Genomic DNA, 15699 nt, shown 5'->3' with positions numbered 1-15699 from the left:
CAGATCAAAGGCATACATCCTCGTAAAACCGATTCTGGTCTCAGAAAAAAGGGCTGTGGAGGAAGCCGTTTCCACCGCCATTTATGCTGAAAAGGTCGGTGTTGACCGCCTATCTTTCTGCCCATCAACAGTGCACAGGGGGACCCTTATGGAGGATCTCTGGAGAAATGGCTCATACAGACCCCCATGGATATGGAGTCTCATTGAAATAATCAACAGGACAAGAGAAAAGGTTTCAGTACCTGCCATAATGGATACATCCGGTTTCGGGACATCCAGAGGGCCCTACAACTGCAAAAAATGCAACAGGGACCTTAAGAAGTTCATAATAAGAGCAAACCTGGATCAGACTCTGGTACCCCCCTATGAATGCGAATGCAGATCACGCTGGCTGGCTGAGTTGAAGTTTTCAGAGACCACAGCATCCACAGATATAAAATACAGTGAATACAGCTAAAAATCATGGACTGATGAGCAATGATTGGCATAAGCGCTGATTTTGATCCAGTACACCTCGGCCATGTGAGACTCATAGAGAAGGGTCGCGAAATAGCAGATGAAACAGGTGATGAGGTTGTAATTTACCTGAACAGGGATTTCAGTGCAAACCACGCCCCCTTTTTTGTTCCATACGAAGCAAGGAAGGAAATGGCCCTTGAAGCAGGGGCTGACAGAGTTGTTCCTATTGAGGGACTCCACTACCGCCTGACCCTTGCATATACGGTACCAATAAGGATAGCCATGATGATAGAGGATGGTGTGGTTGACTATGTTGATGCTGCAAATGTCTCACCTGACCTCATAATCAAAAAGGCGAGGGAATTTGCATCAAGGGGTGTGTTCAGTGGTATACCCCGTGAACTCCCAAACAGGAACGTAATACGGTGGTTTGCGGTTAATGAATTCCTCTACAGCAAGTACAGACGGAAAATGAAGTTCCATATAATCCCGGAACTTACCGTTGATGGCTCAAAAATTTCCGGAAGGGAGATACGGCAGGAAATAATTGATAACAATATGGAGATACCCCCCAGTGTCCAGAGGGTTCTGCCAGAATCAACCATTAGAATTCTTGAAAGGGAAATAGAAAAGGGCAATGTACCCGGCAGGAGAAACCTTGCTGCCATAATGGAAAGAATGAACAATTTATCCCGCGGGGAACTGATGAAAATAGCCTACCTCAATGCAGACGCCGTCAACTCCATCGTGAAAAACAGGAAATACTACAGGGAAGGCCAGATATGGGCCGCCTTCCGAAAGGCAGGGTATGGTCCCGTGCTGACGAGACTTGCCATGAGTTCAATAGAGATGAATGTGAGGAGGGAGGAGGTAAGGGACCTCATTGAACACTACACCGAGAAGGGGTGGATTCCACCGGATCAGCGGGTGGGTAACCTGATTGATAGGGCCTGGTTTGTCTCAGAGAAGGTCACTGAGGGTATGAGTTCAGTAAGGGCAAATGAAATGTTCCTCAGGGGCAGGCCTGAAGTGAACGCCCCATCATCCTTTGAGGCAGGGCTGAGTCTGAGAAAGCATGAGGTCAGGAGCATAAGGGACGGAATGGATGCCCACATCTACGTTGACCAGAACGATATTTTATCCTGCCAGATAAGGAATGGTGTCAAGATAAGGAGTCCTCTTCATCTTTCAGCCCAGATGGCAACCTATCTTCGACTCATAATAGATTCACATATAATACCGTTCCACGCGAAGGTAAGAAAAAGGAAGAAGGGCTTCAGAGTCCTTGTGAAAATCAATTAGCCTTCCTTGAATCTGGAAGATCTTTAACTTTATCTCTCTTCTCAACAACAGGGCATTTCCAGTCCCTGCAGAATGTCATCACTATCCTTCCAGAATCAGTGGTTATGTATATTCTCCAGCATTTATCATCATGGGCCCTGAATTCCACGTCAACAACCCTTTTTCCCACAAGTTCCATGAGGTTTGCGGCACATTCACTTTCAAGGTCTGAGTTCATTTCCCCACCAGTGGATATTATATTTCTACCTGTTTATATCTTCATCGTCACGTGGTGGCTGATATTTCCCTGCCACCAGCCTGAGGAGGTCACTGTAATCAGCATCGGGTGGGGCATCAATTTCATTGAGCCTTTCAAATACCCTCATGATGCATGATGGCATCGCGGGTTCAATAACCTCCTCAAGCATGCTCTGAACCTCCCTCATCTCCTCATATCTCCTTCCTGCATGGATTATGGAACTCCTCAACCTCGAAACCGTGGATTCCCTGAAATCCTTGCCCTCAGTGTACTCAAGCACCTCCATGACGTCCTCCTCAAGACCCATCATGTGTGCTGAAAGGAGTGTCTCCCAGAGAAGCGCTGAAACACCCTTCGTGTAGCTGCTTCTGAGCATCTTGATTGCCGATGCATCCCCCGGCCTCTGGCCGCGGACCTCAATATTCAAGCCATACCTGTTAAGTTTCATGAAATCCTCAGCGCCTTCACCTGCAGCTATTATAAGCACAGCGGCGCCCTTCCTCCGGACGCTCCCCATTATGGCGGCGTCAGCGAATCTGCCATTTTTTATGAAGGAGCCGGCCTTCCTTACTGTCTGGGGTGCGATGTTGTTTATATCAACGTACACCCCCCTTACATGTTCCCCTGCCTTCTTTGCCGCCTCAATAGCCACTGAAGGAGTAACAGCCGATATGACAATATCCGCTGAATATACCTCTTCCTGTGGCACATCAAGGACCCCTGCTTTTTCTGCAAGTTTCACCGTCCTGGTGCTCCTGCCCTCAAGGGAGGTTACAACATCAACACCCTCATCCCTGAGCCGCGAGGCGAGGGTGTATGCAACTTCCCCAAAACCTATGAATCCGACCCTCATGACCATCACCTCAAGATTTCTGTATATTATAAGTGTGCAGTTTTTCATCCAATCAACTGGTAAAGCATGTAGATACCTGCAGCTATTACCATGAAACCTCCAAATTTTCTCAGATCCCCTGTCCTTTCCGCGAGCCTTTTAAACGGCTGCTCTGCCATTAAAACAAGGGCAATGAGTACCGCTGATAAACCTCCGGTGTAGATGAGCAGGTTAAGGATAACCCTCCCTGTTTCCAAGGCGGAGTATGATATAACAGTTACCAGGTAGGGGCTGTAGCATGGTGACCAGGCAAGGGCCGTGAGGAACCCCAGAAGAAGGTGATTTTCGGTGACTGGAACCCTGAATGAAAGGAGGGGTTTCTCAGATAGAAGCCAGACGCCCATGACTATTATCACAAGGGATGCGGGTATGCGCAGATAGAGGAGGTAGTAATTCACGGCCGCTGTGAATACGGCTGTTAGCAGTATCACAGAGAGAAACACCGAGGCAAACCCAACTGAAAAAAATGCAATCTGTCTTTTATCCCCCATAATTGCCTCAGAGAACAGGATGGGTACAACAGGGATTATGCATGGGGATAGGGCTGAAAATATCCCTGCAGCAAATGACAGGATGTATTCATGCATGGCTTTACCCCAGATATGAGATGAACTCCTCAGGGGCCATGTATCCCTCTCTTCTTCCTATCTCATTTCCCGAGGAATCCAGTATGATGGTGGTTGGAATAACATAGATACCATAACTTGATGCTGCCGATGGGTTGGAATCAACGTCAATCTTTGCTGCAATGTAGTTCTCTGAAATCTTCCCTAAAACATCCTGGTTCTGTAGGGTTTCTTCTTCAAGTTTCCTGCAGGATGGACACCATGATGCTGAGAATATGAGGATAACCCTCTTATTCTGCTTTGATGCCTCATCTATGGCCTCCTGGGGACTGTTATACCACCTGAACTCCTTATCCTGGGTCTCATTTTTCACTTGGGTGTTGTGCGGCTGGGTTGAGTACATGAGAAGTATAACCATCAAACCCAGCAGAACACCCAAAATGGCCCATTTCTTAATCACATCCATCCTACCACCAGCATATTTAGCAGATAAGAGTTAATTACATCCACTAATATCAGACCACTAGAAACATACAGTTCAGAGTTTCACAGCCACGTTATCCCCTTTTTCAACACCCAGATCCCTTGCGATTGCATGACACTTTGCATTTAGAAGGCAGAAAACGTCTCCCTGAGCATCTATCTCTGTAAGGCCCTCATAGTTACCCATCCCCTTGGCTATAACAACCTCAGCCTCCTCGAAGATCCTCATGAAATCTTCCGATACATCACTTTGAACCATTCCAACGGAGTCTGTGCCCGTTGTTACGATCTCAGCCACCTCATGGAGGCCCGCTTCAATTGCATCCTCCATGCATGCGTCGTTGAGGATGGGCTTTCCCTTAACTGCAACCTTCACATCAACCCCGTACTCTCCAATCTTTTCAATTAGGGGCCTGTCAAAGAGTATCTCACCGGTGTTATCCAGGAGATACAGGACCTCTGAGGTATCCTCAAGTTTTTTCTCAAGTAAGGGCACATGGTTTATCCTGAGGGGGGCCTTCAGTGACTCCTCAATACCCTGATCATGGTTGAAGTCGAGTCCCAGGGCCCCGAAGTCTATTATGTTACCTGTTATTGCAACCTTAACATGGCTTTCCAGGTCGCCGTGTTTCTCTAGATACTCCTCAGCAAGTGGCAGGAACCTGGATGCTATCTCGTTGCACCGCCTCTTCTCCATGAGGTAGGGGTCCTCCGAGCCTGTCATCTCCTTTATGAGCCTGTGCATTGCTGTTCCGAGTTCATTTGATACCTGGCCCTTCCTGAATCTTTCATTCAGGAGTTCAAGTACCTTAACCATCACCTGGAGTTTGAGTTCCTCGTCATCCGTTGCAAGGTCAAGGGCCTCCCTTGCCTGCCTCAGGAAACATGGAGCGCATTCATAGTATACCTTCATCCACTACCCCACCTAACCCCCGTAGATTACCCGTATTATCTCAATAATATCCCCATCAGATATTTCCTCTTCCTCTATAACTATCTCGCTGTTCCTTTTAACAACGGCTGTCTCCAGTGGGATCTGGAGTTCCTGGAGGATGTCCTTAATCTTCTTTTTTTCTTCAGATTCCATTATCCTTTTTCCTTCATCTGTAATCACTGTGAACTTCATCTTCATTCACCCCTAATTCGTTTATGAATGTGCATGCCTTACATAACCTGCCCGATGACGGCTCACCACAGCGTGCACACGTCCCTGATTTCCTGCCACCATCCATATCCCTTATAAGGGCCTCCTTTATTTTATCAAAGCCCCTGAGGGTGGAGTACATTATGGTGGGGCGTTTCACAGATATCTGCTTGAGGAAGTCGCCTATTTCCCTCCTGAATGAGCCTGATGCATAGGGGCAGCCTGCAAGGTGGACATCAAGGCCCCTTGCAAGGACGTACACTCCAACCTCCCTTTCAGGTATCTCCCTGAGGGGTTTGATCTTTGGTATGAACTTCCCGCCTGCCGTGGATGTCATGGGGCCTATCCTTGTGAGGTTTTCAAGGTTCCCCTCCAGGTAATTCATGACTATGGCCTGGCACTCATCGTCCAGGTTGTGGCCTGTTGCTATCTTTGTTGCCCCGCTCTTTCTGGCCTCCCTGTTGAGTATCCAGCGTCTGAAAACTCCACAGTATGTGCATGCTCCCCTTGAGGGGTTTTTCATGATTTCATCCAGTGTTATGCCCGCATAATCCTTCAGCGTGACAACCCTGTGGGGTATATCTCTTTCGGCGCAGAACCTCCTTGCAATCCTTACTCCATGCTCCCTGTAACCTGATATGCCCTCATCGATGGTTACAGCCTCAAGTTCTATTATGTTTCTGTTCCTGAGTTCATCGAGGATGTCAGTGACCATGATGCTGTCCTTTCCGCCTGAAAGACCCACAAGGACCCTGTCACCCCTTTCTATAAGCCCATATTTTCTTATATCCCTCATCACCTTCTTTCTGGTGGTCTCTATGAAGCATTCACTGCAGAGCATCTGTCCAGAGTATTTCCTGTTTATTATGACCCTTTCTGATCCACATCTGGTGCACTGCATCTAAACTCTCCCTTATGTGTAAAAACAAGCCATGAATCAATTTAATTAAGGCTGACCATTTTCAAATAGCGCTGACCTCTCAAAGAGTTCAAAATCCTGAACATAACCCTTGCCTGTCCTCAGAGCTATTTCTGCCTTCTGTAATTCTGCTCCAAGGTAGGCTGCATGTTCAAGCCTGCTTACAAGTTTTCTATTTATAATCTCCTCATATAACCTTTTGGCGCTATCTGATGTGAAGGCAATTACCGGCTCTGTTTTATCATAGAGTACCGCCTTTATCCTGCCATCCTCAACCATGATCTTGAAGCTGCCGCGCCTGTCTCTAACGAACTTCATACCCCCCTCTGCCTCAATGGTGGGTACACTGATTTCCTCAACTATCCTGCTGGGCTTTCTCTTATCCTTGAACAGTACAAGGTTTATTCCAAGGTCCTTGGGCACAGAACCCCTGTGTCTGGCCAGGAACATCATCTTTGATGCCACCGAGAGTTCATGAACACTTCCAAGTGCTTTTCCGCTCTCCTCTGGTGTGAAGAGTATGCTCACACCCAGTTCCATTCCAAAACCAGCAAGGAGTGCATTCACCCCTGTGGAGTCAGCGTCAAGGAGTTCAGTCACGTTCCCAACACCAAAGAACACAGGGTCGGGGTTTCTCTCTGTGTACATTCTGCATGCCATCACAGACTCCACTATGCTCCTGCTGTTTACCGGATCAAGTACAGGGTCTGCTATTACATCTATACCCCTGCATTTTCCCTTGAGTTTCTCCAGGGCCTCAACCCTCTCCTCAACCGTTTCAGGGACCCATCCCTCGCTGTAGTCTGTTGGTAGGATCACTGCAGGTACACTGTTTTTTCTGAGTGACTGTATAACGTCCCTGTAGTTTCCAAGGTCCAGGCTCAGGACCATGTCCACGCCGCAATCCACTGCAGCCTCAATTTCAGGGGGGTTGAGGCTATCCACACTGAGGGGTATGTTCGGGGCAGCTGAGCGTGCCGTCTCGATTATTTCAGGAAGCAAATCTGAGTTGTCCTCGCCGGCCAGCATTCCAAGGTCAATCATGTCCGCGCCACTTCTTATGAAGTATTCAATCCTTTCCCTGAGTTTCCCTTCCTTCAGGAGGAGGGGGGCATTGGCAACCTCTGCAAGGACCCTCATGGGGAAGTCCCTTCCCACTGGAAGGTTAGCTATGAGTATGTTTTCATCCCTCTCAAGCAGCTCCTTTCTCTTTTCAGCATCGTTCTCAAATTCCTCTATGAACTGGAGGGCCCTCCGCCTCTGCTCCTCCTCGATGAGTCTGTCGGCTGGTTTCCTTGTTGAGAGTTCAAGTTCATCAAGCATGTCAAGAACTATGGGGAGGTCAGCGGCATCTGTTGGTCCCTTATAGGCAGGTATGCCTGTTTCTTCCCATACCACCTTTACGTCCTTGGGTATGAGTCCAGGTACGATTATCATGTCGGGTGCTCCATCCGAAAAGTTAATGTTATGGATTTCAGATATTATTCTGCGTGGTGTTAAAAAGGCCGCTATGGGAGTGTTAACCACGTGAACATGAATCTCATGGCTTGAAGCTGACACTGCCTCCCTCACAGTCCCTGATGCAAGTTTTCCTGTGATTATAAGGACTCTCATTTCATTACCCCTATTAATTTTAATTGACCAACATGTATATATATTAAAAATTTATAATGATTAACAATGAGAAATGGAGGTAGACTATGATCGAAATTCGCTTTCATGGACGCGGTGGCCAGGGCGCTGTTACAGCGGCAGAGATTCTAGCTAAAGCTGCCTTTGAAGACGGTAAATACTCACAGGCCTTTCCATTCTTCGGTGTTGAGCGTAGAGGCGCTCCAGTTATGGCTTTCACAAGGATTGATGATAAACCCATCAGGAGAAGGTATCAGGTTTACAATCCCGATTATGTTGTTGTTCTCGATGAGGGACTTGTTGATGTGGTTGACGTATTTTCAGGCTTGAAGGAGGATGGTGTGGTTGTACTCAATACTGCAGGTACCTTCACCTCAGAGAAAGCTGAGGTCCACACCATTGACGCCACAGGCATTGCCCTCGAGAACCTTGGAAGACCAATCGTTAACACCGTAATGCTCGGGGCATTTGCAGGTGTAACCGGTCTTGTAAGCATAGATTCACTCATAAAGATTATCAAAGAAACATTCCCCGGAAAGATTGGGGATAAAAACGCAGAGGCTGCAAGGATAGCCTATGAAAAAATGAAACACTCAGGGTGAACATAATGGAATCACTTGGAGCAACCGTCAGAGAACCAGGAAGCACCCGTAAAAACAAGACGGGGAGCTGGAGAACATTCAAACCATTCCTTGATAAGGATAAATGTATAGACTGTGATAACTGCATCCTTTTCTGTCCCGAAGGCTGCATAGATAAGGAGCATGAGATTGACTACGATTACTGTAAGGGATGCGGGATATGCGCAGAGGAATGCCCTGTTAAGGCAATTAAGATGGAGAGAGAAAAATAGGAGAGACTCTAAATGGTTCTTAAGGTTATATCCGCAAATCAGGCCGTTGCAGAAGCAGCAAAACTTGCAAAGCCAAAGGTCATCCCTGTTTACCCGATAACACCCCAGACCTCAATATCAGAGTACCTTGCAAAATTCGTGGCTGATGGTGAACTCGATGCCGAGTACATAAGGGTCGAGTCAGAGCACAGCGCCATGAGCGCATGTGTGGGTGCATCAGGTGCAGGTGTGAGGGTTTTCACAGCAACATCATCCCAGGGCCTTGCGCTCATGCATGAGATAGTATATGCTGCAGCCGGACTCAGGAACCCCATTGTCATGGCAAATGCCAACCGTGCCCTATCAGCCCCACTCAGCATATGGAATGACCACCAGGATTCGATAGCTGAAAGGGACTCTGGATGGATGCAGATATACGCAGAAAGTGGGCAGGAAGCCCTTGACTCAGTTCTGCTGTCCTACAGGGTTTCAGAGGACAGGGACGTTCTCCTTCCAAGCATGGTCTGTCTGGATGGTTTCATACTGACACACACCGTGGAGCCCGTGGACATCCCATCACAGGATGAGGTTGACACATTCCTGCCAGAATTCCAGCCACAGGCAATACTTGACCCTGACGAACCAATGTCACTCGGTACATTCACCGATCCAAACTATTACATGGAGGCCCGCTATGAGGTAGAAATGGCAATGGAGAGGTCAAGAAAGGTTATTGCAAAGGCCTGTCAGGAATTCAGTGAAATGTTCGGGCGAGAATACGGATTCGTTGAGGAGTACAGCTGCGAGGATGCCGAAATAATCCTGGTGGCCATGGGCTCAGTCTGCAGCACCCTCAGAGAGGTTATTGATGATATGAGGGAGGAAGGCAAATCTGTGGGGCTCCTGAAGGTGAGGGTTCACAGGCCATTCCCTGCTGAGGAGATTAAAAAGGCAGTCAGCAATGCCCATAAGATTGCTGTTCTGGATAAAAATATAACTTTCAGTGTTGGTGGTGCTCTCCACACCGAGTTAAAGGCCCTGCTACCTGACAAGGAGGTCTACGGGTTCATTGTGGGCCTCGGTGGAAGGGATATAACACCTGAACACATCATGGAAATTGTCAGAAAGACAGAAAACCCTGAAAGGACTGTCAGCTGGATCGGACTTAAGGAGGAATCACAATGAAAATACCTGAAGAAGAATTCCTGGCCCCTGGACACCGCGGATGTGCCGGATGCGGTGCAACAGTGGGGGTCAGACTTGCTCTCAAGGTTCTCGGTAAGAACACCGTTGCGGTCTCATCAACAGGATGCCTCGAGGTTATCACAACCCCCTACCCTGAAACATCCTGGGAAATACCATGGATCCATGTTGCATTTGAAAACGCTGCCGCAGTTGCATCAGGCGTTGAAAGGGCCCTCAGGGCGAGGGGCAGGAGTGACGTTAACGTTGTGGCGTTCGCAGGTGATGGTGGGACAGCAGATATTGGAATGCAGGCCCTGTCCGGTGCAATGGAGAGGGGTCACAATATAATATACATCTGCTATGACAACGAGGCCTACATGAACACAGGTATACAGAGGAGTGCCTCAACACCCTACGGTGCATCCACAACCACATCACCACATGGAAAGGAGAGTTTCGGTGAGGACAGGCCAAAGAAAAACATGCCCCTCATAATGGCAGCGCATGGTGTCCCCTACGTTGCAACAGCATCAATATCATACCCCGAGGACTTCATGGAGAAGGTGAGAAAGGCAAGGGACATTGAGGGTCCAGCCTACATACACCTGCATCAGCCATGCACAACAGGGTGGGGCTTCGATCCCTCAAAGACCGTGGAACTCGGAAGACTTGCCGTTGAAACCGGTTCCTGGATACTCTACGAGATAGAGGATGGTGACTTCCGCGTAACCTACAGGCCAGTTCAGAGGAAACCCGTTGAAGAGTACCTGAACGCCCAGAAAAGGTTCAGGCACCTCACAGAGGAACAGAAGGCAAAGATCCAGGAATACGTTGACAGCGTGTGCCAGGAGCTCAGGATATAGCGGGGGATTGAATTGCAGAAGATCATCATTCAACCGGAACTCTGTGACGGCTGCGGGGACTGTGAGGAGGCCTGCAAGAAACTCTACGGCGCCTCAAGAATAATGATAAGGGAACTTGAGGGCCTCTACTACCCCATCATATGCCAGCAGTGCGAGGACGCCCCCTGCAGGACAGTGTGCCCAACAGATGCCATCCAGGACGAGGTTGACCCTGAGAGGTGCATCGGCTGCGGACTTTGCATGCTGGTATGCCCCTTTGGAGCAGTTGTCATGGAGGATCGGAAGGCCCAGAAATGCAGCCAGTGCCCTGACCTTGACACGCCGGCATGCGTTAAGGCCTGCTCAAGGAGGGCTCTGAGTGTTGTTGACACTGAGAAACTGAAACTTGAAAGGCAGAAGGAGTTCGTATCCAGAATGTCAGGTATCGGCAAGGGCCAGAAAGGGACTGATATCCTCAGCATACTGACAGCGAAAAGGAAGGCCCGGCAGAAGCTTGAATAGGTGGAGTTTCATGAGAGAACTGGTTTCAAATCCGGAACTGTGCGATGAGTGCATGAAGTGTGAGAGGATATGCCCCAGGAACGCCATACGGGTCATTGATGGTGTCCCCATATTCTGCATGCACTGCGCACCTGAAAGGGCCCCCTGCCTCAACATCTGCCCGGAGGATGCCATAGTTGAGGTGGATGGTGCAGTCGTCATCCTTGAGGATAAATGCATTGGATGCGGTCTCTGCCGGGACGCTTGCCCCATTGGTGCCATAACCATCAATGAGAGGGGTGTTGCAGTGAAATGTGACCTCTGTGTTGATCGTGAGAAGCCCCTCTGCGTCATGGTATGCCCCAAAAAGGCCCTCAGTGAGAGTTCAGAGGATATGATGGCTGCCAAGAGGGACAAGATAACAGGGGAACTTAAACGTCTCAAAAATCTCATGAGATACTGACCAAACTATTTTTTGGGTGATTCCATGATCAGGCAGGAGATGGTTGAGGAGACAGTGTGCCGTCTGTTCAGGGAGGCCGTTATCAGAATCCCCGATGACGTCACCCTTGCACTGAAAAAGGCCTACCTCAACGAGGAGGACGAGATCGCCCTCCTGAACCTCAAGGCCATCCTTGATAACATTGAACTTGCAAGGAAGATGGAGGTACCTGTATGTCAGGATACAGGGCTCCCAATAGTGTTTGTGAGGATGGGGAACGTTGAGGTTGAAAACCTCTACGGGGGCATAGCCGCGGGGGTTGAGAGGGCCACACAGGAGGTCCCCCTCAGACCAAACGTTGTTGACCCCCTCACAAGGGAGAATACCGGGACAAATACAGGGAATCTTATTCCACAGGTGGATGTTGAAATTGCAGAGGACCTTGATGGACTTGAAATAACGGTATTCCCCAAGGGTTTTGGATCAGAGAACAACAATGCGCTCCTCATGGGGCTTCCAGGTGACGGTGTTGAAGGTGTCAGGGACTTTGTTGTTGAGACCGTCCTCAGAGCCGGTGGAAAACCCTGCCCACCCGTGATTGTGGGTGTGGGAATCGGCGGCTCATCAGACCTTGCAATGAAACTTGCAAAGAAGGCCCTCCTTGGAAGGGTGGGGGAGAGAAACCCTGTAAAAGAACTGGCATCCCTGGAAGAAGACATACTTGACTCAATAAATGAGGCAGGGAGTGGCCCCATGGGTATGGGTGGTAAAACAACGGCACTGGATGTTAAGATAAGGACAGCCCATACACACACCGCCGGCCTGCCAGTGGGTGTCTGCATACAGTGCTGGGCAGCAAGGAGAGCCACAGCCACCATCAGGGACGATTGATTACAGATGGAGGGCTTTTTCCTGGCAGATCGAGATGCACCTCATGCAGAGTATGCAGTCTGTTCCATTGGTTCTTCTTCTGCTATTTGACCTCATATCAACATCCATTGGGCATTCTGCAAGGCATTTCATGCAATTTCTGCATTTATTTTCATCAAATCTAACCCTCAGGACTGCAAGGTAGGATGATGCCTTAAGAAAAATGCTTACAGGGCATATGTACTTACAGAAGGCCCTGTTGTCACGAAGCGCAACTGCAAGGGCAATTCCGGTAACGTAATAGGCTACATTTCCTGCAATGAATGCCCAGAACATCACGGTATCAGGATTATCCGCCATATTTAAAATCAGAAAAACGGTTACAGGGGCTATTAAAAACAGCATATATTTTACGTAGCCCAGAAAGCGTCTTCTTCTGCCACCAGACCTCCGGTATGGCAGTAGGTCAAGTATCATTGAGGTCCAGCATGCATATCCACACCATCCCCTTCCAAAGAGGATTGGTCCAGAAATCTTTGCAATCGCATAGTGTATCACAGCTCCCTGGAATACTCCAAGGAAGAGGTAGTACCAGAAGCCCTCAATCTGCATGTTTTCGGCTCTTAAAATTCCAAGATAGAGGAGCATGTAGCTTCCAACAGCCAGCTGAACCAGCGACCTGCCGTGCTGAAACTCTGCGCCCATAAGATAAATTCCGGCAGCCACCAGAGAGCCAATGTAAAGGAAATTGAAAAGATAGAATGGGTTGGCTGTCCATGAAAATAGGAAAAGTGCCAGTGCTAAAAATAAAAAGAAGATTATGGATGGAAGCAGCCATCTGGATTTGATCATGGCTTTTCACAGGTTATCATGAAAATTGTTCTATCCGCGATGCTAACAGCCCTGTCACCAACCCTCTCAAGGAACCTCGCTATGAACAGAAGGTTAACAAGGTAGGATATTGCCTCCTTATCCTCAAACATGCTTGCTGTTACATGCTCCAGTGTCTGGTCAAAGAGGTCATCCACCTTATCATCATCGTGCCTGAGCTCGCGTGCCATGTCCATGTTCTGGTCCAGGAATGCGTAGATACCCTTGGACAGCATCATCTGAACAAAGTCAGACATGTGTTTGAGGTCCTCCATTGGCTTTCTGGGTATCTCCTCATCCTTCAGTTTCTCAGCGGCCTCTGCTATATTGGCTGAGAGGTAACCTATCCTCTTAAGGTGGCTCCCAACCTTGATGCATGCCTCTATGAATCTCAGATCACGTGCAACTGGCTGTTCAGCCGCTATTAAACTTATTGATTTTCTTTCAAGGTTAAAAACCATTTCATCAATTATCTTACTGTTCCTGATGACCTTCTCCTTCTTCTCATCATCGTATTCCATCAGGAGGTCAATTGCAGTCTTGTGTGTCTTGAGGGTTTTCTGGGAAACTTCCTCCATGTCCTTTCTGAGGTCCTTAAGCTTCTTGCGGAAGAGTATCCGCGGATATTTCTTCTCCATCTAAAAGTCCTCCTTGGATTTATAGTCACTGATAAGTCTTTCAATTGACTCATCACTTGGAACCCTTATCCTGTACCTTTCAAGGAGCTCATCCCTTGAGGAGACATCCATGAACATCTCATTGATTATTATATCTGCCTCAAGGGGTATTGAAAGTTTTGATTCATCGTTGAGTTCAATGAGTGTGCTGAAGAGGTCCTCGTCAGCCTCATAGACCTCAATGATTGAATCATCATTTATTTCTATCTTCTCCATTGCCTTGTGGCTGTGCGACTCCTCAAGTGTGCTGAGGTTGAGGTGCCAGGCCCCAACTATCATCTCCTTCATTATGAAGACTATGGCCTCACTTTCACCGCTTAAAATCCTGATATAAGAAAACTCAGGAAGTGATGAACTCCTGAGGGCCCTGTAATCCATTTTTTTAGGGTTATCAAATGGCAGCCACATTAAATCCCCCCAAACTATTTCATGAGCACGCTGTAGAATACCTTGTGATGTATAACCCTCTTACCCACTATAAGGTATGCTATCCTGTCGTCCATCCCCATAACATGGTGTCCCATACTGAGAAGGTTCCTTGCAACCAGAACCAGGTTACCTGACTCCATGAACTCCCCCTGGGAATCATGGAGCTGGTTATAGAATTCCTGCAGCTGGAGATAATTCTTGGTTGACCTCTTGAGTAGCTGTATGTCCCTGTTCATTAGGGCTCCTAGGGCGTCATTTATCATGTCCTGGATGGTCTGTGACATGAACTCAATATGGGGTGGTATGACGGTGTCGGTGCTGTCAATGGCATACCTTGCAATGTAGGCTGAGAGTATGTTTATCCTTTCAAGTTCAATTGCTGTTCTGAGTATTGCAGAGGCGAGCCTGAGGTCCTTTGCTACAGGCTGGTGGAGTCCGATTATTTTGAGACAGTCATCCTCTATCCTGTAGCTCTCCTCATTAACACCTGATGTTTCCTCTATTATCCTTTCAGCGGTTTCAACATCCTTCCTAATATAGCTGGATACCGCGTTCCTGACCCTCTCAGATGTCACATTACCATATTCAACAGCCTCATTCAGCACCTTTGAAAGTTTGTTTTCAAGGATAACACCAATCAATTACTTCACCACTCAAGCTTTTCATCCAAACCTTCCTGTAATGTAGTCCTCGGTTCTCTTATCCCGGGGTTCTATGAATATCTCCTCAGTAAGGCCGCTCTCAACTATTTCACCGTGCAGGAAGAACGCCGTGTACTTTGAGACCCTGGTTGCCTGCTGCATGTTATGGGTGACTATGATTATGGTGTAATCCCTCTTCAGCTTGTGAATGAGGTCCTCTATCTTGGTGGTGGATATGGGGTCAAGGGCTGAACATGGTTCGTCCATCAGTATGACCTCTGGCTCTATTGCTATGGTCCTTGCGATGCAGAGTCTCTGCTGCTGACCGCCTGAGAGGCCAAGGGCGGACTTATCAAGCTTATCCTTAACCTCGTCCCACAGTGCCGCTGCCTTGAGGCTCTCCTCCACCCTTTCCTCTATGAAGTCCCTGTCATCGTAGCCGTGAACCCTGAGCCCATAGGCCACGTTCTCGAATATTGACTTTGGGAAGGGGTTGGGCTTCTGAAAGACCATGCCAACCTTCTTCCTGAGCTCCACAACGTCCATCTGGGGGTCATAGATGTCCACGCCATCAAGGTATACATGTCCCTCGTGTCTGAATCCCGGGATGACATCGTTCATTCTGTTGAGTGTCCTGATGAATGTGGACTTCCCGCAACCTGAGGGCCCTATCAGGGCCGTGACGGTGTTTTTTGGAATCTTCAGGTTCACATCCTTGAGGATGTGTGCCTCGTCAAAGTAAACGTTGAGGTCTTCAACTTCAATTCTGTACATA

At 48.2% G+C, this 15699-nt stretch carries 22 protein-coding genes (1 of these 22 cut by a window edge); 9 read left to right on the top strand and 13 right to left on the bottom strand.

Translation table 11 applies throughout. The features are described 5' to 3' along the window. Both OXN82_RS00580 and OXN82_RS00575 read left to right on the top strand, forming a co-directional pair. A protein-coding gene (locus OXN82_RS00580; protein WP_013295159.1) for an archaeosine biosynthesis radical SAM protein RaSEA crosses the window boundary here: on the top strand, window positions 1-457 show its 3' end. Its footprint begins 611 nt before the window's first position; the window shows 457 of its 1068 coding nt (coding positions 612-1068); its start codon lies off the left edge, out of view; it ends in the stop codon at window positions 455-457. Between the two features lie 20 nt (window positions 458-477). Beyond that, window positions 478-1761 (top strand): adenylyltransferase/cytidyltransferase family protein, encoded by a 1284-nt coding sequence (locus tag OXN82_RS00575; RefSeq protein ID WP_321211556.1) that lies wholly within the window; start codon window positions 478-480, stop codon window positions 1759-1761. On the opposite strand, the gene OXN82_RS00570 is transcribed toward OXN82_RS00575, so the two are convergent. The 8 genes from OXN82_RS00570 to OXN82_RS00535 all read right to left on the bottom strand — a co-directional run bounded on the left by OXN82_RS00570 (window position 1754) and on the right by OXN82_RS00535 (window position 7617). Next, window positions 1754-1978, bottom strand: a complete 225-nt coding sequence (locus OXN82_RS00570; protein ID WP_321211555.1) for a hypothetical protein — start codon at window positions 1976-1978, stop codon at window positions 1754-1756. The two genes, OXN82_RS00575 and OXN82_RS00570, sit on opposite strands and share 8 nt — an antisense overlap. Before the next feature lie 25 nt (window positions 1979-2003). Continuing rightward, window positions 2004-2852, bottom strand: a complete 849-nt coding sequence (locus OXN82_RS00565; RefSeq protein WP_321211554.1) for an NAD(P)-dependent oxidoreductase — start codon at window positions 2850-2852, stop codon at window positions 2004-2006. Between the two features lie 44 nt (window positions 2853-2896). Further along, a complete protein-coding gene (locus OXN82_RS00560; RefSeq protein WP_321211553.1) occupies window positions 2897-3478 on the bottom strand; it encodes a cytochrome c biogenesis CcdA family protein in 582 nt (193 codons plus the stop codon). A gap of 4 nt (window positions 3479-3482) precedes the next feature. After that, on the bottom strand, window positions 3483-3923 hold the full coding sequence (locus OXN82_RS00555) for a thioredoxin family protein (RefSeq protein ID WP_321211552.1): 441 nt from the start codon (window positions 3921-3923) through the stop codon (window positions 3483-3485). Between the two features lie 72 nt (window positions 3924-3995). Next, complete coding sequence (locus tag OXN82_RS00550; protein WP_321211551.1) at window positions 3996-4853, bottom strand: DUF89 domain-containing protein; 858 nt, start codon at window positions 4851-4853, stop codon at window positions 3996-3998. 12 nt (window positions 4854-4865) lie between these two features. Next, on the bottom strand, window positions 4866-5066 hold the full coding sequence (locus OXN82_RS00545) for a MoaD/ThiS family protein (protein WP_321211550.1): 201 nt from the start codon (window positions 5064-5066) through the stop codon (window positions 4866-4868). Beyond that, window positions 5041-5985: a TIGR00269 family protein gene (locus tag OXN82_RS00540; protein WP_321211549.1), complete on the bottom strand. Its 945-nt coding sequence runs from the start codon at window positions 5983-5985 to the stop codon at window positions 5041-5043. Before OXN82_RS00540 ends, OXN82_RS00545 begins: the two co-directional genes overlap by 26 nt. A 45-nt stretch (window positions 5986-6030) precedes the next feature. Further along, window positions 6031-7617 carry a dihydropteroate synthase-like protein gene (locus OXN82_RS00535; protein ID WP_321211548.1) on the bottom strand — a complete coding sequence of 529 codons (1587 nt, stop codon included), beginning with the start codon at window positions 7615-7617 and terminating at the stop codon, window positions 6031-6033. 86 nt (window positions 7618-7703) lie between these two features. Here OXN82_RS00535 and porC point away from each other — a divergent pair, with 86 nt between their 5' ends. Genes porC through OXN82_RS00500 form a run of 7 tightly spaced genes read left to right on the top strand, consistent with a single transcriptional unit; the run spans window position 7704 to window position 12328 of the window. After that, on the top strand, window positions 7704-8237 hold the full coding sequence (gene porC, locus OXN82_RS00530) for a pyruvate synthase subunit PorC (protein ID WP_321211547.1): 534 nt from the start codon (window positions 7704-7706) through the stop codon (window positions 8235-8237). A 5-nt stretch (window positions 8238-8242) separates the two neighbouring features. Continuing rightward, window positions 8243-8488 carry a pyruvate synthase subunit PorD gene (gene porD, locus OXN82_RS00525; protein ID WP_147671161.1) on the top strand — a complete coding sequence of 82 codons (246 nt, stop codon included), beginning with the start codon at window positions 8243-8245 and terminating at the stop codon, window positions 8486-8488. Window positions 8489-8500: 12 nt separating this feature from the next. Then, a complete protein-coding gene (porA, locus tag OXN82_RS00520; RefSeq protein ID WP_321211546.1) occupies window positions 8501-9652 on the top strand; it encodes a pyruvate synthase subunit PorA in 1152 nt (383 codons plus the stop codon). Next, a complete protein-coding gene (gene porB, locus OXN82_RS00515) occupies window positions 9649-10515 on the top strand; it encodes a pyruvate synthase subunit PorB (protein ID WP_321211545.1) in 867 nt (288 codons plus the stop codon). Before porA ends, porB begins: the two co-directional genes overlap by 4 nt. A gap of 12 nt (window positions 10516-10527) precedes the next feature. Next, a complete protein-coding gene (locus OXN82_RS00510) occupies window positions 10528-11016 on the top strand; it encodes a 4Fe-4S dicluster domain-containing protein (RefSeq protein ID WP_013295145.1) in 489 nt (162 codons plus the stop codon). Window positions 11017-11026: 10 nt separating this feature from the next. Further along, window positions 11027-11458 (top strand): 4Fe-4S dicluster domain-containing protein, encoded by a 432-nt coding sequence (locus OXN82_RS00505; RefSeq protein WP_321211544.1) that lies wholly within the window; start codon window positions 11027-11029, stop codon window positions 11456-11458. A gap of 24 nt (window positions 11459-11482) precedes the next feature. Beyond that, window positions 11483-12328 carry a fumarate hydratase gene (locus OXN82_RS00500; protein WP_321211543.1) on the top strand — a complete coding sequence of 282 codons (846 nt, stop codon included), beginning with the start codon at window positions 11483-11485 and terminating at the stop codon, window positions 12326-12328. Here OXN82_RS00500 and OXN82_RS00495 read toward each other — a convergent pair whose 3' ends face one another. From OXN82_RS00495 to pstB, 5 genes are all read right to left on the bottom strand, one after another. After that, window positions 12329-13033 carry a 4Fe-4S binding protein gene (locus OXN82_RS00495; protein ID WP_321211542.1) on the bottom strand — a complete coding sequence of 235 codons (705 nt, stop codon included), beginning with the start codon at window positions 13031-13033 and terminating at the stop codon, window positions 12329-12331. It lies immediately after the preceding gene. Window positions 13034-13155: 122 nt separating this feature from the next. Continuing rightward, window positions 13156-13815, bottom strand: coding sequence for a phosphate signaling complex protein PhoU (phoU, locus tag OXN82_RS00490; protein WP_237780469.1), 660 nt, complete (start codon window positions 13813-13815; stop codon window positions 13156-13158). Then, on the bottom strand, window positions 13816-14232 hold the full coding sequence (locus tag OXN82_RS00485) for a DUF2226 domain-containing protein (protein WP_237780470.1): 417 nt from the start codon (window positions 14230-14232) through the stop codon (window positions 13816-13818). 44 nt (window positions 14233-14276) lie between these two features. Further along, the gene (locus OXN82_RS00480) at window positions 14277-14924 is read right to left on the bottom strand and encodes a phosphate signaling complex PhoU family protein (protein ID WP_321211541.1); all 648 of its coding nucleotides are present in this window, start codon (window positions 14922-14924) and stop codon (window positions 14277-14279) included. A gap of 21 nt (window positions 14925-14945) precedes the next feature. Continuing rightward, a complete protein-coding gene (pstB, locus tag OXN82_RS00475) occupies window positions 14946-15698 on the bottom strand; it encodes a phosphate ABC transporter ATP-binding protein PstB (protein WP_013295139.1) in 753 nt (250 codons plus the stop codon). Between the last annotated feature and the right edge of the window lies 1 nt (window position 15699).

The organism is Methanothermobacter sp. DP (assembly GCF_026692625.1).
Taxonomy (GTDB): domain Archaea; phylum Methanobacteriota; class Methanobacteria; order Methanobacteriales; family Methanothermobacteraceae; genus Methanothermobacter; species Methanothermobacter marburgensis.
The sequence above is the reverse complement of the archived record's forward strand: the minus strand, read 5'-3'. Positions and strand labels throughout refer to the sequence as shown.